Genomic DNA, 21,390 nt, shown 5'->3' with positions numbered 1-21,390 from the left:
GATTAGAGCTCCGCGCGGAGTGCCGCGATGGGATCGAGCTGAGAAGCCTTGTGGGCCGGATAGATTCCGAAGAAGAGGCCCACGCCGATAGAGACAATGAGGCTGAGCACGATGGACCAGTACTCGATGGCGGAAGGAAATGCGATGGCCAATGTAATGACTTTGGCCAGGAGGATTCCGGAGAACACGCCGATGGCTCCGCCGACGAGCGAGATGGTGGCTGACTCGATCAGGAACTGGATGAGGATGTCCTGCCGGCGCGCGCCGAGCGCCTTACGCACACCGATCTCGCGGGTGCGCTCGGTGACGGAGACCAGCATGATATTCATGATGACGATTCCGCCGACGACCAGGGAAATGGCCGCGATGGAGGCGACGACGGCTCCGAAGCTATTGAGGATTTTGCCGAGCAGGTTCTGGAAGGTGGAGCTGGAGTCGATGGAGAAGGTGTCGGGTGCGCCAGGGGCGAGGTGACGGCGTGCTCGCATGAGGACGCGGAGTTCGTCGCTGACTACCTCCATGACTTCGGCGCCCGCGCCAGCATCGACGTAGATGGACAAGCTCTGGTGGGACCCGTAGGTATGCAGAAAGGTGGTGAGGGGAACGGCGGCCCAGTTATCCATGCTTGTGCCAAGCATTTTGCCCTGGCGCTCTGCCACGCCGATCACGGTATAGGGAGCACCGTCGATGCGAATCTCTTTTCCGAGCGGATCGCCGGGACCAAGGAGGTTATCGACGATGTCGGCGCCGACCACCGCGACATGGGCGGAGTGTTCATCCTCGGATGCGGTGAGGGAGCGGCCCAGCTCGATGTTGAGGTTCGAGATGGAGAGCATGGTCCAGGTGACGCCGCGAATGTTTGAATCGGTGGTGCTCTTGGATCCGCGTACGATTTTGCCGATGGTGGCGCGCTGCGCGCCGATGACTTTGCAGGACCGGCATTCGGAGAGGATGGCACGATAATCATCGAAGGTGATGTCCCTGCGCTTCTGGAAGGACAGGTACTCTTCAATGGTGATGAAGGTCTGGGGCATTTTGCTGATGGTGAGGACCGACGCACCATAGCGATTGATTTTTGAGGTGACAAACTCCTTGGCGCCGTTGGTGAGGGTGACCACCATGATCACCGAGCCCACGCCGATGATGACCCCAAGCAGAGTGAGGATGGAGCGCAGCTTGTTTCCCCAGAGGGCCTGCAGTGCGAGTCGGAACGCTTCAATCAGTTGCATGATCCTGCTCTCTATCGCAGCAGGCTACCGTGATGCTCTTGCCTGCGGTGCTGCGTCCAAGCTGGGCCCGCAGCGGAGCTAACCCAGCTCCCGTCGGTTTCTGATCCTGAACACCCGAGCCTACTCTACTCCCGGGTTGCGTCCTGTCGATGTGACTGCCGCTACTCGTATCGCAGAGCTTCAATGGGATCGAGGTTCGCCGCCTTCCAGGCCGGGTAAATGCCGAACATAAGCCCGATGGCACAGGAGACGCCGAACGCGATCGCGACCCAGACGCTGGAAAGCGTTGCGGGCAGACCAACGGGCAGGAAGTAAATGACCCAGGTAATCACGGCGCCGACGAAAACTCCCACGAGGCCGCCGACCGCACATAAGGTCACGGCTTCTGTGGTGAATTGCGTAAGGATGGTGCGCTTGGTTGCGCCGATAGCTTTGCGCACGCCGATCTCGCGGGTACGCTCTGTAACGCTGACGAGCATGATGTTCATCACGCCGACGCCGCCCACCATAAGGCCAACGCTGGAGACGGCGATCATGAAGAGCACGAGTCCGCCGGTGATCTGGTTCCACAGCTTGGTGATCGAGTCGGGTCCGAAGATCTCGAAATCATCCGGCTTGTCTACACGCACCTTGCGGTGGATGCGGAGCAGCTCGCGGACCTCTTCCTGCACAAGTGCCTTGTTTTCCGGCGCGTCGTATTTGAGGCTGACCCACATGTCCTTGTCTTCAGGATGCAGGTTGTGGAACGTGCCCAGCGGGAAGTACACCTGGTTATCGTTGCGGTTCTTGCCGCCGCCGAAGGGCTGCTTCTGCTTGTCGAGGACGCCGATGACGGTGTAGAGGCCGGTCTCGACGCTGACCTGTTTGCCGAGGGCGCTCTGATCGCCGAAGAGCTCTTCCCATGTGTCGTGACCGAGGACGCAGACATGCGCGGCGCGCTTATCTTCTTCGTCGGTATACATGCGGCCCTGCATCATGGTGAATTCGCTGATGACGCTGACGGCGGAGGTGGACCCGGTGAGGATGGTTCCGGCCACCTTTTTGCCGTTATATTTCACGCTGACAGCGCCCACGCGGAACTGGCCGGTGTGCTGGAAAGCGCCGTCGGCAGCGACGACATGGGGCAGCTCGCGGATGGCCATAACGTCATCGATGTTGAGCTTTTTGCGGGCCAGCATTTCGGTGGTGGGGCGCACTCCGATGACGGGCATGTGGAAGACCCAGATGACGTTGGAGCCGAGCGCGCTCACGAAGTCGTTGACACGATTGTTCACACCGCTGATCACTGAGGAGATGGTGATCACGGTGGAGACGCCGATGACAATGCCGAGGATCGTCAAGCCCGAGCGCAGCTTGTTTGCGCGCAGCGTGTCCAGCGCCATTTTGACGGATTCGCCTGCCTGCCCCTTCGCCATATGCCTCCTACATTTCCGCGCGAAGCGCGACGACCGGATCCAATTTTGCGGCTTTGCTTGCCGGGTAAACGCCGAAGAAGATTCCCACGCTGGTGGCCAGGAACAGTCCGAGGAAGATGGCCCAGAGGGGAACGGCGGTGGGGAATCCGATGACGACGGTGATGATTTTGCCTACCAGGATTCCGCCGAGGACGCCGAATGCGCCGCCGATCAGGGCGAGGAATCCGCTTTCGATTAAGAACTGCAGCAGCACGTCGCGCTGCTTGGCGCCGAGCGCTTTGCGTACGCCGATTTCGCGGGTGCGCTCCGTAACGCTAACCAGCATGATGTTCATGATGACGACACCACCGACCACCAACGCGATGGACGCGAGGCCGAGCACGACCGCGGCGAAGAGCGAGCTGATCTGCTTCCAGATATCGAGGAAGGTGTCGTTGGTTTCGATTTCGAAGTCGTCGGGCTGGCCGGGCGCGTTGTGGCGGCGGGCACGCATGATCACGCGAGCCTGATCCTTGGCGCGTTCCATCACCTGGGCGTCGCCGTTGGCGCGCGCGTAAATGTCCACGGAGTCGTTGTAGCCGTAGATCTGCTGATAGGTGGTGATGGGGATGGCAACCCAGTTGTCCTGCGACTGGCCTAGCGTTTTGCCCTGGCGATCGCCCACGCCGATGATGGTGTAGGGAATGCCGTCTACGCGGATCTCCTTGCCGATGGGATCGCCGTCGGGCAGCAGGTTGTCGACGATGTCGTAGCCGACGATCACGTCTTTGGTGGCGTGTTCGTCGTCGGCCGGCGTAAAGCCGCGGCCCAGCGCGATGTCGACGTTATTCAGCGACAGCATGGTCCAGGTGTAGCCGCGCACGCCAGTGTTGTTGCTGGACTTCCCGTTGGCGACCACGTTGGTGGACTTGTTCAGGAGGGCGCCGACCTCGCTGCATTCGGTGCAGCCCTCGCGGATGGCCTGGTAATCCTCCATGCGCACGATCTTGCGCTTCTGGAACTTGAAGTACTCCTCCGGGGTGAAGATCACGCTCGACATGCGAGTGATGGTGAACACGTCGGCACCGTAGCCTGAAAGCTTGGTGCTCACGTAGCGGTTGGCGCCCTGCACCATTGTGATGACCATGATGACCGAGGCCACGCCCATGATGACGCCGATGAGCGTGAGGATGGACCGCATCTTGTTGGCCCAGAGAGACTGCAGCGCGAGTTTGAAGGCCTCAATCAGTTGCATGGTTCTGCTTTCTAAGCCCGGGATGGCAGTGAGAGTCGCCTAGGTGCATGCAAAGACGGCTCCGGGGAGATCCCTTTCAGTTTACGCAAACTAGTGAATCTGGAGTGACGAAGACTACTTTCAGCCGTGTGCCTCCCCATCAGTCTTTGCAGTCGTTCGATGAAAACGGGGCCCCATCAACCGATCAAAGAAGATGGGGTACAGGCCATAAGCCACCCCGCCGGTGCGGAAGGTCACATGAGATAGAGTTCGCTCCGGTATTCGTATGACGGGCAACGGCGGAATTTAGCCTCAGTTTTCCTCTGCTGACTCTTACGCAGGCCGGCGGCGGGCGGTTCCCGGGAGTGGGAAGCCGTTTTTGATGAACAATTTCGCGGCCTCCGTCGTAGGATAGGGTGCGCACCCCGCTGTCAGTAAGCCTTGCACTTAACCTCGTCCGAGGTTTCATGGAGGATCCAGTGATGCGTTTTCGCTTCGCCCTCGTTTTGTGCGTAGTTTCCGCTCTCATTCCCACCGCGTTTGGGCAGGGTTCCCAGGCCGACCAGCATTTGCTGCTGCGGAGCCCCTCGCTTTCGCAGGATCGGATTGCCTTCCGTTATGCCGACGACGTTTGGACTGTGGCCCGGCAGGGCGGCGCGGCGCAGCGGCTGACCTCGAACGGAAACGTCAATACCGGGCCGTACTTTTCGCCCGATGGCTCCGAGATCGCCTACACGGCGCACCTGCACGGAAACGACGACGTCTACATCATCCCTGCGATGGGTGGAGTGCCGCGGCGGGTCACCTGGCATCCGGCGGGCAGCTACGTGGCGGGGTGGAGTCGAGACGGGAAGAACGTGCTGATCGTTACGGGCGGGTTCAGCTACCGGCATTTCGGGCGGTTGTTCCTGGTGCACGCGGACGGGACCGGCATTCCCGAGCCACTGCCGCTACCGATGGGGGTGGAGGGGTCGTTCTCGCCGGATGGGCAGTCAATCGCGTACCAGCCGGTTACGAAGTGGCAGGAGGCCTGGAAGCGCTATGTGGGCGGCCAGACGACGCCGATCTGGATCGTGAACCTGAAGACGCTGGACCTGGTGCGGGTGCCGCGGAAGAACTCGAACGATTCGGGCCCGGTGTGGCAGGGGGATGCGGTGTACTTCCTGTCGGATCGAAGCGAGGACGGGAAGAACGCGGGGCCGGTTTCGCTCTACAAATACGATGTCGGCTCCAGGCAGGTCACGCCGGTCGGGCAGAACAAGGGGCTCGACATCAAGGCGATGCAGGGTGGGCCGGGCGGCTTGGTTTACGAACAGTTCGGAGCCATTCACCTGGTGGATACGAGCAGCAACGAGGACAAGGTCGTGCCGATCCAGATTGACGGTGAGTTGCCGACTCTGACGCCGCATATCGCCACCGTTACGCCGGATGAGATCCAGAACGCGAATTTGTCGCCGAGCGGGGCGCGCGCGGTGTTCGAGGCCCACGGGGAGATCTTTACGGTTCCCGGCGAAAAAGGCGATACGCGCAACATGACCCGGACGCCGGGCGTGGCGGAGCGGAATCCGGCTTGGTCGCCGGATGGGAAGACGATCGCGTACTTCTCGGACGCGAGCGGCGAGTACCAGCTTTATCTGCAGGAGCAGACCGGATTCAAGCCGCCGGTGGTGATCGACCTGGGACCGAATCCGAGCTTCTTCTATGGGCCGACGTGGTCGCCGGATTCGAAGCACATCCTCTATATGGATAAGCACAACCGGCTCTGGGTCATCGATGTACCCGCAGACCCCAAGGCTGCGGCGCCGAAGCCGGTGCTGATCGATCAGGGGATATACGGCAGCTTTGGGCCGGACTGGTCGGCGGACTGGTCGCCGGATTCGAAGTGGATCACGTATCACCGCGACCTGGTGAATCAGCTGCGGGCTGTCTTCCTCTATTCGATGGAGACGAAGAAGTCGACCCAGGTGACCGATGGCATGAGTGACGCATTCTCGCCCGCCTTCGATCTGAACGGGAAGTATCTCTATTTCATTGAGTCGACGAATGACGGGCCATCGCATGCGGGGATCGATCTGTCTTCGCTGGATCGTGCGCAAACGACGGCGCCTTACGTAGTGGTGCTGGCGAAGGACGGAGCATCGCCGATTCCGCCGGAGAGCGACGACGAGAAGATCAAGGAAGAGAAGAAGCCTGAGCCGCCGAAGCCGGTAGCGGAGGTTAGTTCTAACGACAAAGACAAGAAGAAGAGCGATTCAGACAAGAAAGCCGAAGCCAGCTCCGACGAGAAAGACAAGGATAAGGACAAGAAAGACGACAAGCCGGTCGAGACCAAGATTGATCTCGATGGCATTGGCAACCGCATTTTGTCGCTGCCGATTCCGCCGCGGAACTATATAGGGGTGGCGGCTGGGAAGACAGGCGTGCTGTATCTGTTCGAGGGGCCGCCGGTGGGACGGCCAACCAGCGAAGGTCCGAGCGCGAATATCACGGCGGTGTGGCGCTTCACGCTGGAGAAGCGGGAGCCGCAGACGGTGCTGAACAATGTGGACTCGTTCACGGTGTCGGCGGACGGGTCGAAGATCCTCTACAACCGCAAGACAGGCTGGGTGATTACGCCGGCGGACGATCTGAATCCGACCAACAACAATCCCGGGAAGCCGCTGAACCTGGGGCAGATGCAGACGACGATCGATCCGCGCGCTGAGTGGAAGCAGATGTATCACGAGACCTGGCGGATTGAGCGCGACTTTCTCTACGACCCGAACACGCACGGGCTGTCGATCCCCAAGGTGGAGGCGCGCTACAAGCCCTATCTCGACAATATGGCGGCGCGGTCGGAGTACACCTATCTCTCGAACGAGATGCTGGGCGAGATCACCATCGGCCACATGTTCGTGGGCGGGCCTTACCATCCGGAGAACGAGCCGAAGACGGGACTGCTGGGAGCCGATTACACGGTGGATCATGATCGCTACAAGATCGCGAAGATCCTGGGCGGGCAGAACTGGACGCCGGGACTGGCATCGCCGCTGACCCTGCCGGGCGTCTATGTGAAACAGGGCGAGTACCTGCTGGCGGTGAACGGCCGCGAGCTGCATGCGAAGGACAACCTGTACGCAGCTTTCGATGGAACGGCGGGCAAGCAGACGTCGATTCGTGTGGGACCGAATGCCGATGGCAAGGACGCGCGCGATGTGACGGTGGTGCCGGTTGGCGACGAAGACGGGCTGCGCAACATCGACTGGGTGGAAGGCAACCGCAGGAAAGTCGATGAGCTCTCGGGCGGCAAGGTGGCGTACGTCTATATGCCGAACACGGCCGGGGCGGGCTATTCCAACTTCAACCGCTACTTCTATTCGCAACTCGACAAGCAGGCGCTCGTGCTGGACGAGCGGTGGAACGAGGGCGGGCTCATCGCCGATTACATTGTCGACGTGCTGAAGCGCTTCCCGCTTTCGGGGGCGGTCGAACGCGATGGTAAGCCGATCCATGATCCTGTGGGCGCCATCTTCGGGCCCAAGGTGATGCTGATCAACCAGGGGTCCGGTTCAGGTGGCGACGCCAATCCGTGGTACTTCCGCAAGGCCGGCGTGGGCAAGCTGGTGGGTACGCGGACGTGGGGTGGGCTGGTCGGCATTGGCGGGTATCCTACGCTGCTTGACGGCGGCGGCGTGACCGCGCCGCGTTATGCCATTTACGGGATCAACGGCGACTGGGAGGTGGAGAACCGCGGTATTCCGCCGGATGTGGAGGTGGAACTGCTGCCGAGGGATGTCGCCGACGGTCACGACAAGCAGCTCGAAGAGGGAGTTCGGCTGGCGCTCGAGGAGCTGAAGGCGAACCCTGTGCCGGAGTTCAAGCCGCCGACGCCGCCGAACTACCACACGAACGACGGGCTGGGACGGCAGTAGGTCCTCCGTGCAGGATTGAATCGCCCATCTCCGGCGCGGGGGTGGGCGATTTCTGTTTAGCCGCAGCGGCCAGGCGGTGCCGGATTGTCGTTCGCGATGCTGACGGAGATCTTCCATTTGCCGTCAGCCTGGCGGCGGAGGATCTGGAGCCCTTTTACGCAGCGCTCTTCCGCGGGGCCGCCGGCATGGGGCGATACTGACCAGCGGCAGACGTAGGCGTGATAGGCCACGTCGTCGCGAACTTCGGTTTCAAGATGGCGGAAATCAAGGTAGTGGACCAGCGTGCTTTCAAGGAAGGTGCGAATCCAGGTGTGTAGTTCCTCGCCGGCCTTCATCATCTCGTTCTGCGGCAGAAAGACGGCATCGGGCGCGAGCAGGGCGATGTACCGGTTCGCGTCTCCCGACTCGATGGCCGCGGCTTCTTCCGCCGCAACACGCAGGACATCTCTGTAGCCCGGGGCGGATTCGAGATCGTGACCGACCGCGATCGTGGTTTGGATCATGGCGTCACCTCCAACCGGGTGCGCCTGCATGATGCGCCTGCCGCGCCCTGAGCGCAAGTTAGTCACGAACGAGAGAGAAGTGGTGCGGTTATTGCGGATTGGGTTGATCGTAATAGCCCGTATCCGTTCTTACGGTCAGGCCGGGCTGAACGACGCTGAGCTTCAGCGAATGGTATTCGTCGGCGTGTTCGGCGGGCGCGGGCTCAAAGGTGAGCTGATAGAAGCTGTCCGCATCGGCAATGCACTGGTTGATCTGGCCGGCGACGTCGTTGGAGGGCCCGAGTATCTGGCCCCCGGTGTGGAGAGCGAGCACCCGCAGGCCCAGGTTGCCGCTCTGCGCCTGCCTGGCATCCGAGACCGGCTTCACGAAATCTTGGTAGAGCAGAGGCGCCCGCGCGGCAGCGCCCATGGAAGGGTCAATGGGAGCAGCGCTGTACACCACCATGCGGGCTTCGCGAAGCCAACCGGAGAGCTCCACGATGTCTTCGAAATACTTCTTGTTGTTGCTCTCGGCGGGAAGGAAGTTCTGCTCCCTTTCGAGCAGCGGCCAGCCGGCGCTGATCCAGATGAGCAGCTTGCGACCGGGCTTATGGGTTTCGTTCTCGGCGATCAAGCGCATCTGCTGCACCGAGCGGTTGAAGCGCTCGATGGCGCCCTGAATTCCCATGGTGGGCGCAAAGGCTGTGATGTGCGGGTTCACGGTCTTCAGCAAGGCGGCGAGCGCGTTGCCATCGAGTGATGGCTGTGGCTGAACAGCGACTCCATTGTCGCCAAGCACCATGAGGGTCGTAGGATGAGCCAACTGTCCCTTGTTCTGTTGGAGGTAGCGTGTCAGCTCGTTACGAACAAAGCCCTGCTGCTGCACGTTGAGGTTGAGCGCGTCGAGGAGCAGGATCACCTCGACAGGCGGCTGTGCCTTCACTCCCTGGTTGTCGAAGGCACGGAAGTAGAGGATTTTGCTGGAGTGATCGTTGTCGAGCAGTTTGAAATCCCACGGCTGCAGCCCGGTGACTGGCTTGCCCCACGCGTCGGTAACAACCGCGTCAAGTTGCATGCGCCGGGCCTTTGGGGCGGTTGGAGCGCGTTGGGCGGGCCTGGACTTGAGTTGTGGGTCGTCGGCACCGGCCTTTGTGGGCGATGCTTCCTGGCCGGCGAGCGTGTGGCCCAAAGCCGAGATGAGGAGTAAGGCTGAGAGCCAACGGAGCGACATGGTTTACCGGGCCAGTGGAATTGAATCGATCTCAGTTCTTCGACAGAAGAGCCGGGACGTGAGTTAGGGTCTGTGGCGGATAAAAGGAACGAGGAGCCCGAAGGCTCCTCGATGAAAGCAGAAATTCCAAGAGGATAGGCGAGGTCAGATAGTCACAAATGGGTTGGCGAACTCCGACTGCTCTTTCACCGCGACCGTGGTCGCCTCCGGGTGCCAGTTCTTCGGCTGGTAGATGCAGCAGGGCTCCTGGGCCAGCGGGTCACCGGTGAGCGCATAGGAACGGGCGCGGCTGCCGCCGCAGATCTCCTTGTACTCGCAGGCGCCGCACTTGCCTTCAAGCCGGCTGGTGTCGCGCAGCGCCTTGAAAATGGGCGCGTTGCGGTAGATGTCGGCCAGCGGGGTTTCGCGAATGTTACCGGCATGGATGGGCAGGAATCCCGAGGGGTAGACATTGCCCACGTGCGAGATGAACATGAAGCCCTTGCCGTCGTTCACGCGACGGGTGGCCCAGCCGTGATTGCGGCTCTGCGCGTCGGCGGTGGGTGCGCCGGGCTCGTACTCGGTGGGGCGAGGAATGCTGCCAGGATGACCGTGGCCCATCTTGCGCTCTTCCAGGTTGTGCTGCAAGAGATAGCGGCGGTAGTGCATGGCTTCCGTGGTCTTGATCTGGAAGCTGACGCGATGGCTGAGCTCGTAGATCTTGCCGAAGACCTCTTCAAACTCGTCCCCGGAGAGCAGATCGTTCAGCTGGCCACGGCCCACGGGAACGAGGAAGAAGACGTTCCACATGACGATCTTGAGCTTCTCAAAGAGATTGCAGAGGCCGTCGAGGTCGTGTGCGTTGTGGCGGCTGATGGTGGTGTGTACCTGGATGGGGAGACCGGCTTCACCGGCCCATTCGACTGCCTGGATGGTGCGCGCCCATGCGCCCGGGAGGCCGCGGAAGTTGTCGTGGATTTCAGGAGTGGAGCCGTCCAGCGAGATGCCCAGGCGGACCACGCCGGCTTCCTTCATCTTGAAGATGGCTTCACGGGTCAGCAGGGGGGTGGCGCTGGGAGTAACGGCGACTTTGACGCCCTTTTCGGCGGAATATCGGATGAGTTCGTAAAGATCGGGACGCTTGAGCGGATCGCCGCCGGTGAAGACAAAGATGGGGATATTCATCTCGGCAATCTGGTCGATGACGCGCTTGCCCTCTTCGGTCGTCAATTGATCAGGGTGCGCGATGGGCTGGGCGGCCGCGCGGCAGTGCTTGCAGGCCAGGTCGCAGGATTGCGTGACCTCCCAGATAGCCAGGAATGGGGTTTCGTCGTAGTTCAGTCCGCCGCGGGCGGGAATGTTATGCATCGGTTGCATGGGCTGCATGAGGCCTCCTTACAGGAAAGAGGGGCAGGCCGAGCGAGGGGGTCGCGGGGAATACGCCACAGTTTCCAATTCAAGGAAAGCAGGGAAAGAATTCAAAATCTGTGATTTGGATCACGTCAGGCAATCGGGAACGGGAACATAATGTCGTCTAGCAGTCAAAGCGAGCGCTGCCAGGCCCAAAACACAAGGGTGACTGACCGGAAAATACGGAACCCCAGAGCAACATTTTCGCGACAATGCGAATCTTAAGTGCATGACTTTCCTGCAGGTGAGGGCCCGAGTGAGATAGCTCACCTTCAGGTGTGCCAGTTAGCACTGTTCAGAAGCGAGAGAACGTGTCACCCTTTTGGAAAGCCGAGCAGCCGGGAGGTGCGGTTATGGCAGCCGTGTTGAAACCGGGATGGAGCAAGCCCTCGACCATTCTCTTTGCTTCGGAGATCCCAGCCAACGAAAAAGCATTTGCATATGCCGTGGCGCAAGCCTCGGAGTTTGGCGCGGACCTCATCCTGTTTCATGCCTACGACACGCTGGTCATCTCCGCTTCGGAGACGTCGGGCGTGCGCTATTACGACTACGCTTCGGCGGCGCGAACCGAGATGCAGCGCCTGGAGCCACTGGCGGAACGAGCGCGGGCGGCTGGCCTGCGATGCGAGGTCGTGGTGCGTCCGGGTCTGGCGGCGGACCAGATTCTGGCCTATGCACGCGAGCGGGATATCGACCGGATCGTAATGGGTACGCACTCGCCGGGTCCAATAGGCAAGCTGCTGGTAGGATCTGTGGCCGAGGCGGTGCTGCGGACGTCGACCGTGCCGGTATTCATCGTCGGCCCGGAGGTGGAAGACGGAGCACTGCGCAATTTTGAGACAAAGGCCGTTCTGTGTGCGGTGAGCCTGGGCGAGGCAAGTGCTATTGCGGCAATTTTCGCTGCCAACCTGGCGGCAGAGCACAAGGCGCGGCTGATTCTGCAGCACGTGATCCGTCCGCAGGACCGGCATGAGGTGCTGGCCGGACGCAGCATCGACCAGATCGAGGGCGATCTGATTGCGCTGGTTCCGAATGAGCTTCAGGAGAGGATCGAAGTGCAGGCGATCGTGGTGCCGGGCGATCCTACAGAGGAGCTGCTGTATCAGAGCCGGGCGCAGCACGCGGACCTGATCGTACTGGGCGCGCATGGCGCGACGGCCTTTGCGGCCATCACGCGGCACGGCGTGGTCTACAAGGTGCTGGCGCATTCGCAGTGCCCGGTGCTGACGCTGTCGCCGGCTGTGCTGGCGGCGTCGGGCGCGACGGGCGATAAGGTGTCGCCGGTCGAGACGTTCCTTGCGGGAGTGTTCTAGAGGCAGGGAACAGGCAACAGGGATCGGGGAACAGAAAGAACGAGGCGGATGGCTTGAGAGCCATCCGCCTTTTGTTTTGGTTTCCGCGTACCGCGATGGATGCCGGGCCGATGATCAGGGGCGTCGCTTCGCAGGTGCGGGATGGTCGGCTTTACAGGGCTTGCCGGCGCAGAGGGCGGAGATAATGCCGGCGCCTTCGCGGATCGTGTAGATGCGATCGGGAGCGGGGAGCTTCACCTTTTCGATCTGGCCTGAGGGCCAGTGGATTTCGGCCGTGCCGGCGTCGGTTGCGTCGCCAAGGCCGAAGTGCGGGCGCGAATCGTTGGACGAGATGTAACTGCCGCCGCTCATCACATCCGCGCGCTGACGCTGGCCGTTGGCCGTGAGGTAGACGGTAGCGCCGACGGCATCGCGTGGGCTTGGTTTGCTGTTGGCGGGATTCGCGCTGCCGATAAGCTTGAACTCAACCCAGTGGTGCTTGTCCGAGCTGACATTCTTTAACAGAACCGGCGGGCCGTCGATGGGGTTGATGACTGCGTCGATTTTGCCGTTGTTGAAGAGATCACCGAAGGCTGCGCCGCGGCCAGAGGTGACGGTGGCGAGGCCCGTCCCCTTCACCGGGGGGATGTAGGTGAACTTGCCGTTTCCGTTGTTGCGGAACAGGAGCGGGCGCTCGGCGAAGGTGGTGCCCCAATCGTGCTCGTCCACCTGCGGATAGACATGGCCGTTCACCATCATGATGTCTTTCCAGCCATCGTTGTCGTAGTCAGGAAAGCCCGCGCCCCAACCTACGAAGGGGACGGCCATCTGCGTGATGCCCGCCTCGTCGCCTACGTCTGAGAATCCGATAGCGCCGTTGTCCATTCCATCGCTGCGGAAGAGGGCTTTGAAGTCGTCGGAGAAGTCGGTGATGAGCATGTCGACGAAGCCGTCGTTGTTGTAGTCGCCCACGGCCAGGCCCATCGAGGCGATCTCGCGGCCGTCTTTATTCAGCGCGAATCCGGAGACGTAGCTCTGGTCTTCGAACGTGCCATCGCCCTTGTTGATGTAGAGATAGTTGGGCTCGGAGTCGTTGGCGACAAGCAGGTCGACACGGCCGTCGTTGTTCACGTCGACGAAGGTTGCGCTGAATCCGTAGTAGGCTCCGGGATCGGCGACGCCGGCTTTGACGCTGACATCGGTGAACGTGCCGTCGGCGTTCTGGTGGAAGAGATGATCGGTCTCGCCTTTGAGGCCGCGTGGGCCGCACATGACCGGGATCCCGTGGAGCTGGCAGTACGAGAAGGGTACGGAGCCATCGGTAGCGGTGGGCTGGCGGTCCAGGTCGTAATGGACGTAGCCCGAGACAAAAAGATCGACGCGGCCGTCGCCGTCGTAGTCGCCCCAGGTCGCGCCGTCGCTCCAGTTGCCGAGCGTGACGCCGGCTTTCACCGCCATGTCGATGAATGTGCCGTCGTGGTTGTTGCGGTAGAGGCGGTTCGCGCCGTAGTTACAGACGAAGATGTCAGGCCACCCGTCGTTGTCGTAGTCGGCGATGGCCACGCCGAAGCCCCAGCGGTCATTGGTCACACCGGCTTTGGCGGCGACGTCGGTGAATGTGCCGTCGTGGTTGTTGTGGAACAGCGCGGCGTGGGGCGCTTTGGATTTTCCGCTGAGGGCGTCGTAGGTAGAGCCGTTGACGAGATAGATGTCGAGCCAGCCGTCGTTGTCGTAATCGACGAGGCCGACGCCGGAGCCATCGGTCTCGAGGATGTATTTCTTTTGCTTCGTGCCCATGACGTGCTGCCAGGAGGCGAGGCCGGAGGATTTGCTGGCATCCTCAAACACAACTGGTCCGGAGTCAACAAAGCCGCCGGCTGTGATGGGGCGCTTCTGAGCGTCGTAGACGGGGGCGAAAGATCCGGCGGAGGAGATGCCGCCCATGCCGGACTGCTCTTGTTTCGGAGCGGTTTCGGGTTGTTGTCCCGGTATCATCGGCTGGCCGATGAGCGTGATGGTCAGCGCAAGCACGAGGCGCGTGTGGGCACTGGACGGAGTACGACGATACCAGGACAACTAAATCCCCGAGTCAAACGTGATGAATCAAAGCATAGCGCAGTGAAAGGGCGCAGAGTGCACCCGGCGGAGTCACAGGAAGGCAAGCGGCGGTAGACAGGGCGGAGAGTGTGTTGTGGAGTTTCAGGGCATAAAAAAGAGGGGGCCAGTAGCCTGCGCTGGAGGTCGGTAGCGCGCGACTACTGGCGATCCCTGCACGTAACGAGTTCAGCAGCGGCTTCCCCTTTCCACGGCTGGCTCGTGTCGACCGGCTCAAGAGGGAGACTTGCGAATCCCTCGAACCTTGCTGACGAATCGAAGTTTCTCGCATTCCGGCGAGGCAATCTGTGACGCTCATCACTCAGCAATGTTCATTGGAAAAATCATTTATCAGTACAGCAAGCGAGTCCCTGTGGAGCTTACATCGGCCGATCGCAGAAGGCACAGACCCGGGGCCCGGTGGTGAGGCCCAGAAGCTGCACTTCCGGCGAGAGATAGCTCTCCTGAACGGGCTCGTCACGCATGAGATCGGTGCTGAGGTATTTGCGGTTGTCATCCGGGAAAACCGTGACGACGACAGCGCTCGGGCCGAGCTGCTCCTGCACTTTGAGCGCGGCAAGGAAGTTGCAGCCTGACGAAATACCGACGGCGAGGCCGAGAGCGGAGGCGAGTTTCTGCGCCATCAGGATGGAGTCACCATCGGGAATCCCGATGATTTCATCGAGGCATTTGAAATCCATGAGGGCGGGGATGAATTCATCGGAGATTCCCTGGATGCGATGCTTGCCTACCTTGCAGCCCGTAGAGAGGGTCGGCGATTCGGCCGGTTCGACAGGGTGCACTCTGATCTTCGGATTGCGGGTGCGCAGGTATTGCCCGACGCCCATGACGGTGCCGCCGGTGCCGACACCGGCGACAAAAGCATCGGGAACCAGGCGCGCGGCCTCAAGCTGCGCCCAAATCTCCGGGCCGGTGCCGAGGGCGTGCGCCTCGCTGTTAGCGTTATTCGAGAACTGCTGCGGAAGAAAGACGTCGTCACGCAACTCGGCCATCTCCTCGGCCATGCGAATACTGCCGAGGAAGCCGCCCTGCTCCTTGCTCACAGGAACCACTTCGGCGCCGTAACTGCGGATGAGGTCCTTGCGCTCGCGGCTCATCCAATCGGGCATGAAGATGGTGACCGGGTGGCCGAGCGCGCGGCCAAGAGCGGCGAAGGCGATGCCGGTATTGCCGCTGGTAGCTTCGGCGATGGTGTCGCCCGCGTGGAGTTCTCCGGCGGCATAAGCCTTGCGGAGAATGTGCAGGGCCATGCGGTCTTTGATGCTGCCGGTCAGGTTCATCTGCTCGCACTTGGCGTAGACGACCCGCGGGTGGCCACGATAGCTGAAATGGATGCTAAGCAGAGGCGTGTTGCCGACGAGGCGGCCCAGCGATGTGAGCCGATCCGTGACGGTCTCTTCGAGGTGTGAAGGCATTGCGTTTCCAGTGCGCGCAGCCAGGTTTTCGCTGCGCCTTTTCAATTCTAGAACCTTGTACCTGTGACGTTCGTCACGGGCAATTTATCATTCTCCGACTGACGCTTTCAGACAGGCTGCTGCGATGAAGATGAACAGGACAACTCAAATCTCGTTCGGACTGATCGCTCTTTTCCTGATCCTTATGGCGGCCCTGCATCTGGGGACGTTTCTGCTTACTTTTCTCTTCGGGTACCTGGTCCTGAGACTGTGCGCGTATAACCGCAGCAAGGCGGTAAGCGTAGCCGCATACGCAGTGGCTGTGGTGGTGATATTGGGCGGCTTGATCTATTTCGCGAGCCTGGCGTACAGGACATTGCCGAAGATTGCGGACACAGCCATTCCTGCGATGGTGGGGTTCGCGGAGAAGAACGGTATCGATCTGCCCTTCACCGATTACGCGAGCCTGAAGAGCACCGCGTTGGCAGAGGCGCAGGAAGGCATTGCCATCGTGGGACGTTACGCCGGTCTGGCGTCCATCCAATCTGTCCTGGCGCTGGCCGGCCTCGTCGTCGCGCTGGGAGTGTTTCTGAATCCGCTGTGGGCAGTGGAGCAGGCCCCGCAGCCTACCAACGCATACGAAGCAGTAACGCGCGAGCTGAGCGAGCGGTTCAGGACGTTGTATGACTGCTTTGCGCGAGTGATGGGCGCTCAGATTGTGATTTCGGCCATCAACACGGCTTTGAGCGCGCTGTTTCTGGCGGTAACCGGGTACCCATACGCGGTGCTGCTGGTGTGCCTGGTGTTTTTGTGCGGACTGCTCCCGGTGGTTGGCAATTTGTTGAGTAACACAGTGATTGTGGGAGTTGGATTTACGATGTCGCCGCGGATGGGCGTGACGGCGCTGGTGTTTCTAGTGGTAATTCACAAGCTGGAATACTTTCTGAACAGCAAAATAGTCGGGCACCGGATCAAGAGTCCTATGTGGCTCACGCTTGTGGGGCTGGTGGTGGGAGAGCGGCTGATGGGCATCTCCGGGATGATTCTGGCCCCGGTGGTGCTCTATTACATCAAGGTCGAGGCTTCTCGGTATCCAATCCCCAAAGCAGCGGACGAGCATGCGGAAGGGCTTGAAGCGGCAGAGGCGGAAGCCCGCTCCATTGAATGAGCGCCATTGGGTTAATTGCCAACGCTTCGTATTGCACCGGTTCGAGATCGTCTCCTCAATACTTGATAACTGGATCGCTCCTGCAACGCCGTGATACTGTCAGGAGCGAACCGGCGTACTCCGAAATGGCTGGCGACGACGCCACGCAAGGAGGTGCAGTTCTGTGGAACGATCAGTCGCGTTGGCCTACTCGAACATGGTCCTGGCGAATGCCATCGACTGGTACAAGAATGCCGATACCAAGGCACAGATCATCCTCACAATGGATGGAGCCCTGGTCGCGTTCCTCACATCTTCCCTTTTCAAGAAAGCTGAGGATATTTCGGCGATAACGGCGCGCTTCACTCCCCTCACGTGGACACTGCTCGCGGCCATGTGCACGTGTCTTGCCGGATCGATCATTTGTGCACTGACGTGTTTGTGGTCTCGCGTGTTCCTGGGAACCAAACGGGATAGCGTGCTACGGAAGGAACGGGAGCAGATAGGCGATGAAGAAAAGGCCTATTCACCGAACGTGATGTTCTTCTTCAAGACGATCTGCTGGCTTGACCATGACCGCTTCCAGGAACAGCTCGAGCACGTAGACGAGGAGTTTCACATTCGCGCCGTGGGTAGTCAGGCCTACCTTCTCTCAAAGCGGGTCTTACGCAAGCATGCGCTGGTCAACGCGGGATTTGTGCTCGCAGGTGCGAGCCTCATCCTGTTTCTGACCGGCGGAGTAAGCTATCTGGCTCACGTGAGTTAACCGCAGTCTATTTGGCGGCCGGGACCTCGGGCTTAACCGACTTGAAGTCGGGGCAGGGCTTGCCGCTGCACATGGCGGCGGTGATGCCGGCGCCTTCCTCGATGGTGTAGATCTGGTCGACAGCCGGGAGCTTGATGGATTCCACTTTGCCGGAGGGCCAATGAATCTCGGCCGTCCCGGCGTCGGTTGCGTCGCCGAGGCCGAAGTGCGGCCGCGGATCATTGGCGGAGATGTAACTGCCTGAGGAGAGCACGTCCTGACGCATGCGCAGGCCGTTGGCTTTCAAGTAAACGGTGGCTGTGGTGGCGTCCTTCGGGCTCTTCCCATTTCCGATCAGCTTCATCTCGACCCAGTGATGCTTGTCGGCGTTCACGTTGCGGAGAAGGGCCGGCGGGCCGTCGATGGGATTGATGATTACGTCGAACTTGCCGTCATTGAAGAGGTCGCCAAACGCCGCGCCGCGGGCGGCAATTACGTCAGCCAGGCCGGTTCCTTCGACCGGTTTGATGTATTCGAACTTGCGATCTTTTCCGTTGGGATCGGGAATATTGTGGAAGAGCAGCGGGCGTTCGGCAAAAGTGGTGCCCCAGTCGTGCTGGTCCACTTCAGGGTAGACATGGCCGTTTACTTCGAAGAGATCAAGCCAGCCGTCGTTGTCGTAATCGAGGAAGCCGTCACCCCAGCCAACGAAGGGGATAGTTGGCTGGGCTACTCCAACCTTGTAGCTCACATCCGTGAAGCTCGCATCGCCATCGTTGTGGAACAGGACCTTGTAGTCGTCGCCGAAGTCCGTAACGTAGAAGCTGATCAGGCCCTTGTTCTCGTAGTCGCCGGCGGCAATACCCATGGAGGCGATCTCGCGGCCGTCTTTATTCAGCGCGAAACCGGAGACGTAGCTCTGATCGTCGAAGGTACCATCGCCTTTGTTGATGTAAAGGTAGTTCGGCTCTGAGTCGTTGCCGACGACGAGGTCAGGCTTGCCATCGTTGTTGACGTCGACAAAGATGGTGGCGAAACCGTAATAGCGGTCCTTGTCTTCTACTCCGGCTTTGGCGGTGACGTCAGTGAACGTGCCGTCAGCGTTTTGATGAAAGAGATGGTCGCCCTCGCCTTGCAATCCGCGTGGGCCGCAGTTCACGGCCGCGCCGCGGTATTGGCACTGCGCATAGCCAACTGCCTTGGTGCCTGCGATGGGCAGATTGTCGCGATCGAAATGCACGTAGCCAGTGACGTAGAGATCGAGACGGCCGTCGCCGTCGTAGTCGCCCCAGGTTGAACCGGGATGCCAGTTGTCCAGAGCCACGCCCAGCTTCGGCGCCACATCGGTGAACTTGCCGTCATGATCGTTGTGGTAGAGCCGACCCAGTCCGTAGTTGCCGACGTAGAGGTCGGGCCATCCGTCGTTATCGTAGTCGGCTACGGAGCAGCCGTAACCCCAGCGATCATTTTGAACGCCGGCTTCTTTGGATACGTCAGTGAAAGTGCCGTCATGATTGTTGCGGAAAAGCGCGGCGTGCGGTGCGGGTTCCTTTCCATCGAGAGAATCAAAGCTCGCGCCGTTGACGAGGTAGATATCGAGCCAGCCGTCGTTGTTGTAGTCGATGAGGCAGACGCCCGAGCCATTGGTCTCGACGATGAACTTCTTCTCGGGAACGCCCATCTTGTGAATCCACGTGGAGAGGCCCGCGGCCTTGGTGACGTCCTGAAAGACAACGGGAGCCTCGCCGGGCTTGGCGAATCCGCCGGCGGTGATGGGGCGCTTCTGTTCGTCGTATTGCGCAGGAGCTCCGATGCCGCCGGCGATGCCGGACTGCGGAGCTGACATTCCGGACTGGCCCGGCTGCGTCGGCGCCTGCGATGCGCTTGGCTGCGCCTTCGGCGGCGCCTGCGGTGCGGCCGGTTGCGCCTGCGCCACCAATCGCGGGACCGCAAAGAGTATTGCAATTACCGAAACAACAGAGGCGCGCAATACTATTCGCGCCGGAAAAGACAAGGGGATAATCACGGTTTGCAGTTTATCGCACGGTCAAATAAACGGCGAAACGTGCAGGACGCATCAAACACTAGTGCGGAGGTGCGCATGGGCGCGAAGCCGAAGACAGTGCAGGTAGTAGAGGCGAAGTTGAATGCGGATCGCTTCGGGCGGTTTTGCAGCGAGGCCTCCACATGGCTGGGCTCCAAGTGGGCCTTCGTGACTGCCGGCGGGGTCATCGTGGTGTGGGGAATGACAGGGCCGGTGTTCCACTTCTCCGACACATGGCAGCTCATCATCAATACCGGCACGACCATCGTTACATTCCTGATGGTGTTCCTCATCCAGAACACGCAGAACCGCGATGCGCGGGCAATCAACCTGAAGCTTGATGAGCTGATTCGCGCTTTGGATCATGCGCGTAATCACATGATCAATATCGAGAAGCTGAGCGACGCGGACCTTGATGTCCTGGAAGAGCAGTTCACGCGGATCCGCAAACAACATGAGCCGGATCAGACGGAAGCTGCTGCGGATTGATTCAAAAGAAAATTGAGAAACGGCCCGTGGGGAGTTAGTTAAGCAGTGATAACTGCGGGCCGATTCTCGTTGTATCTGCGTTGCCGGATCAAAAGACCCGGAGCAGAAGCAGAATGAGGACGATGGTGAGGATCAGGCTGATGCCGCCTCCGCCGTAGTATCCCCAGCCCGGTCCCACGCGGTATCCGCCGTATCCGAATCCCAGGATCAGCACGATGAGGATGATCGCCAAGAGCATTTTTCTCTCCTATCTGTAGCGAACCGGTTGACCCAGTTCTTTACAGCTTGCGCGCTGGCGCAAGCGTAGATCTCTGAATGATTTGGATGCGGTCTCGCGAGAGTAGGGCTGTTTTTCGCGCAGTGTGCGCGCACGGCTCGCACACCGAATCAACCTGAGGCACCGAACCAACCTGAATTAGATAGACACGAATCCAATGTCACTGTTGTCGAAAATGAGGCGCGTCAAGGCGGGCCTCGGGAGGTAGATAGATGCTCTGGACAATTTTTGTGATCCTCCTGGTTCTTTGGTTAGTGGGCCTGGTAAGCAGCTACACGCTGGGAGGATTCATTCACCTGCTGCTGTTGGCGGCGGTGGTGGTTCTGATTCTGCAGTTGATATCCGGACGCAGGACAGTAGTCTAAGTCGGAATCGATGCGGGAAGGCGGAACGCAGGCCAGGCGAGGCGTTTCGAAGATAGAAGGCAATACCCACGGAGGTAAGAAAAATGGATAAGGACAAAGTGAAGGGCGCGATTGACGACGCAGCTGGCCGTGCGAAGCGCCAGGTTGGCGAGTGGACCGGCGACACCGGTACTCAAGTCGACGGCGCCGCGCAGCAGGTGAAGGGCAAGGCGGAGAAGGCGTGGGGCAACATGAAGGACGCAGCCCGCGACGCAGACCGCAGCAACCGGACCGACGACCGGGACGTGGTGACCGACCGCGACTACGACGCGGACCGTCCGTAGACAACTCATCCCGTGAAACACTGAACGCGGTGCGGAAGCTGCTCTTCCGCATCGCGCCCCCATTATCAAGGGCCTCGCAGGTTTCAAATCCACTTACAAACAGGGACACAATGAAAGCTCTGGGAATCGTATTGATGGTTGCCGGCGTGCTGGCGCTTGCGTATGGCGGCTTCTCGTGGACGACGCACAAGAAGGCCGTGGACATGGGCCCGCTCCAGGTGGAACGCACCAAGGAACATACGGTACTGTTGCCGCCGCTGGTGGGTATAGGCGCGCTCGTGATCGGCGGCGTGCTGGTGTTTGCCGGAAGAAGGGCATAAAGGACCGCA

At 60.4% G+C, this 21,390-nt stretch carries 18 protein-coding genes; 8 read left to right on the top strand and 10 right to left on the bottom strand.

Going from position 1 to position 21,390, the window contains the following annotated elements:
* Window positions 1-2: 2 nt before the first annotated feature.
* From MOP44_RS07290 to MOP44_RS07280, 3 genes are all read right to left on the bottom strand, one after another.
* The gene (locus MOP44_RS07290; RefSeq protein WP_260795328.1) at window positions 3-1,229 is read right to left on the bottom strand and encodes an ABC transporter permease; all 1,227 of its coding nucleotides are present in this window, start codon (window positions 1,227-1,229) and stop codon (window positions 3-5) included.
* Window positions 1,230-1,390: 161 nt separating this feature from the next.
* Window positions 1,391-2,644: an ABC transporter permease gene (locus MOP44_RS07285; RefSeq protein WP_260795327.1), complete on the bottom strand. Its 1,254-nt coding sequence runs from the start codon at window positions 2,642-2,644 to the stop codon at window positions 1,391-1,393.
* Window positions 2,645-2,651: 7 nt separating this feature from the next.
* Complete coding sequence (locus MOP44_RS07280) at window positions 2,652-3,878, bottom strand: ABC transporter permease (protein ID WP_260795326.1); 1,227 nt, start codon at window positions 3,876-3,878, stop codon at window positions 2,652-2,654.
* Between the two features lie 461 nt (window positions 3,879-4,339).
* Between MOP44_RS07280 and MOP44_RS07275 the strand changes: the two genes are divergently transcribed.
* On the top strand, window positions 4,340-7,768 hold the full coding sequence (locus MOP44_RS07275; RefSeq protein WP_260795325.1) for a S41 family peptidase: 3,429 nt from the start codon (window positions 4,340-4,342) through the stop codon (window positions 7,766-7,768).
* 56 nt (window positions 7,769-7,824) lie between these two features.
* Here the strand turns inward: MOP44_RS07275 and MOP44_RS07270 are convergent, their stop codons facing one another.
* The 3 genes from MOP44_RS07270 to MOP44_RS07260 form a co-directional block, all read right to left on the bottom strand.
* Window positions 7,825-8,271 carry a YybH family protein gene (locus tag MOP44_RS07270; RefSeq protein ID WP_260795324.1) on the bottom strand — a complete coding sequence of 149 codons (447 nt, stop codon included), beginning with the start codon at window positions 8,269-8,271 and terminating at the stop codon, window positions 7,825-7,827.
* A gap of 88 nt (window positions 8,272-8,359) precedes the next feature.
* Window positions 8,360-9,481 carry a VWA domain-containing protein gene (locus MOP44_RS07265; RefSeq protein WP_260795323.1) on the bottom strand — a complete coding sequence of 374 codons (1,122 nt, stop codon included), beginning with the start codon at window positions 9,479-9,481 and terminating at the stop codon, window positions 8,360-8,362.
* Window positions 9,482-9,625: 144 nt separating this feature from the next.
* Window positions 9,626-10,837 carry a TIGR04053 family radical SAM/SPASM domain-containing protein gene (locus MOP44_RS07260; protein ID WP_260795322.1) on the bottom strand — a complete coding sequence of 404 codons (1,212 nt, stop codon included), beginning with the start codon at window positions 10,835-10,837 and terminating at the stop codon, window positions 9,626-9,628.
* Between the two features lie 386 nt (window positions 10,838-11,223).
* Here MOP44_RS07260 and MOP44_RS07255 point away from each other — a divergent pair, with 386 nt between their 5' ends.
* Window positions 11,224-12,183, top strand: a complete 960-nt coding sequence (locus tag MOP44_RS07255) for a universal stress protein (RefSeq protein WP_260795321.1) — start codon at window positions 11,224-11,226, stop codon at window positions 12,181-12,183.
* Window positions 12,184-12,297: 114 nt separating this feature from the next.
* Here MOP44_RS07255 and MOP44_RS07250 read toward each other — a convergent pair whose 3' ends face one another.
* The gene (locus MOP44_RS07250; protein WP_260796624.1) at window positions 12,298-14,157 is read right to left on the bottom strand and encodes a CRTAC1 family protein; all 1,860 of its coding nucleotides are present in this window, start codon (window positions 14,155-14,157) and stop codon (window positions 12,298-12,300) included.
* Between the two features lie 479 nt (window positions 14,158-14,636).
* Window positions 14,637-15,692, bottom strand: a complete 1,056-nt coding sequence (locus MOP44_RS07245; protein ID WP_260795320.1) for a PLP-dependent cysteine synthase family protein — start codon at window positions 15,690-15,692, stop codon at window positions 14,637-14,639.
* A 124-nt stretch (window positions 15,693-15,816) separates the two neighbouring features.
* Here MOP44_RS07245 and MOP44_RS07240 point away from each other — a divergent pair, with 124 nt between their 5' ends.
* Entirely contained in the window at window positions 15,817-16,839 is a 1,023-nt protein-coding gene (locus tag MOP44_RS07240; protein WP_260795319.1) for an AI-2E family transporter, read from the top strand.
* A 163-nt stretch (window positions 16,840-17,002) separates the two neighbouring features.
* On the top strand, window positions 17,003-17,584 hold the full coding sequence (locus MOP44_RS07235) for a Pycsar system effector family protein (RefSeq protein ID WP_260795318.1): 582 nt from the start codon (window positions 17,003-17,005) through the stop codon (window positions 17,582-17,584).
* Between the two features lie 7 nt (window positions 17,585-17,591).
* On the opposite strand, the gene MOP44_RS07230 is transcribed toward MOP44_RS07235, so the two are convergent.
* Complete coding sequence (locus MOP44_RS07230) at window positions 17,592-19,589, bottom strand: CRTAC1 family protein (RefSeq protein WP_313901054.1); 1,998 nt, start codon at window positions 19,587-19,589, stop codon at window positions 17,592-17,594.
* A gap of 75 nt (window positions 19,590-19,664) precedes the next feature.
* On the opposite strand from MOP44_RS07230, the gene MOP44_RS07225 reads away from it, so the two are divergent.
* A complete protein-coding gene (locus MOP44_RS07225) occupies window positions 19,665-20,096 on the top strand; it encodes a low affinity iron permease family protein (protein WP_260795317.1) in 432 nt (143 codons plus the stop codon).
* A gap of 88 nt (window positions 20,097-20,184) precedes the next feature.
* Here MOP44_RS07225 and MOP44_RS07220 read toward each other — a convergent pair whose 3' ends face one another.
* Window positions 20,185-20,334 carry a DUF3309 family protein gene (locus MOP44_RS07220; RefSeq protein ID WP_390905475.1) on the bottom strand — a complete coding sequence of 50 codons (150 nt, stop codon included), beginning with the start codon at window positions 20,332-20,334 and terminating at the stop codon, window positions 20,185-20,187.
* 251 nt (window positions 20,335-20,585) lie between these two features.
* Here MOP44_RS07220 and MOP44_RS07215 point away from each other — a divergent pair, with 251 nt between their 5' ends.
* From MOP44_RS07215 to MOP44_RS07205, 3 genes are all read left to right on the top strand, one after another.
* The gene (locus MOP44_RS07215; protein ID WP_260795316.1) at window positions 20,586-20,738 is read left to right on the top strand and encodes a lmo0937 family membrane protein; all 153 of its coding nucleotides are present in this window, start codon (window positions 20,586-20,588) and stop codon (window positions 20,736-20,738) included.
* 83 nt (window positions 20,739-20,821) lie between these two features.
* Window positions 20,822-21,061 (top strand): CsbD family protein, encoded by a 240-nt coding sequence (locus MOP44_RS07210; protein ID WP_260795315.1) that lies wholly within the window; start codon window positions 20,822-20,824, stop codon window positions 21,059-21,061.
* 110 nt (window positions 21,062-21,171) lie between these two features.
* Window positions 21,172-21,381 (top strand): DUF3185 domain-containing protein, encoded by a 210-nt coding sequence (locus MOP44_RS07205; RefSeq protein WP_260795314.1) that lies wholly within the window; start codon window positions 21,172-21,174, stop codon window positions 21,379-21,381.
* Window positions 21,382-21,390 lie beyond the last annotated feature (9 nt).

The sequence above is a fragment of the Occallatibacter riparius genome, from assembly GCF_025264625.1.
Taxonomy (GTDB): Bacteria; Acidobacteriota; Terriglobia; order Terriglobales; family Acidobacteriaceae; genus Telmatobacter; species Telmatobacter riparius.
This window is presented reverse-complemented; position numbering and strand designations above follow the sequence as displayed.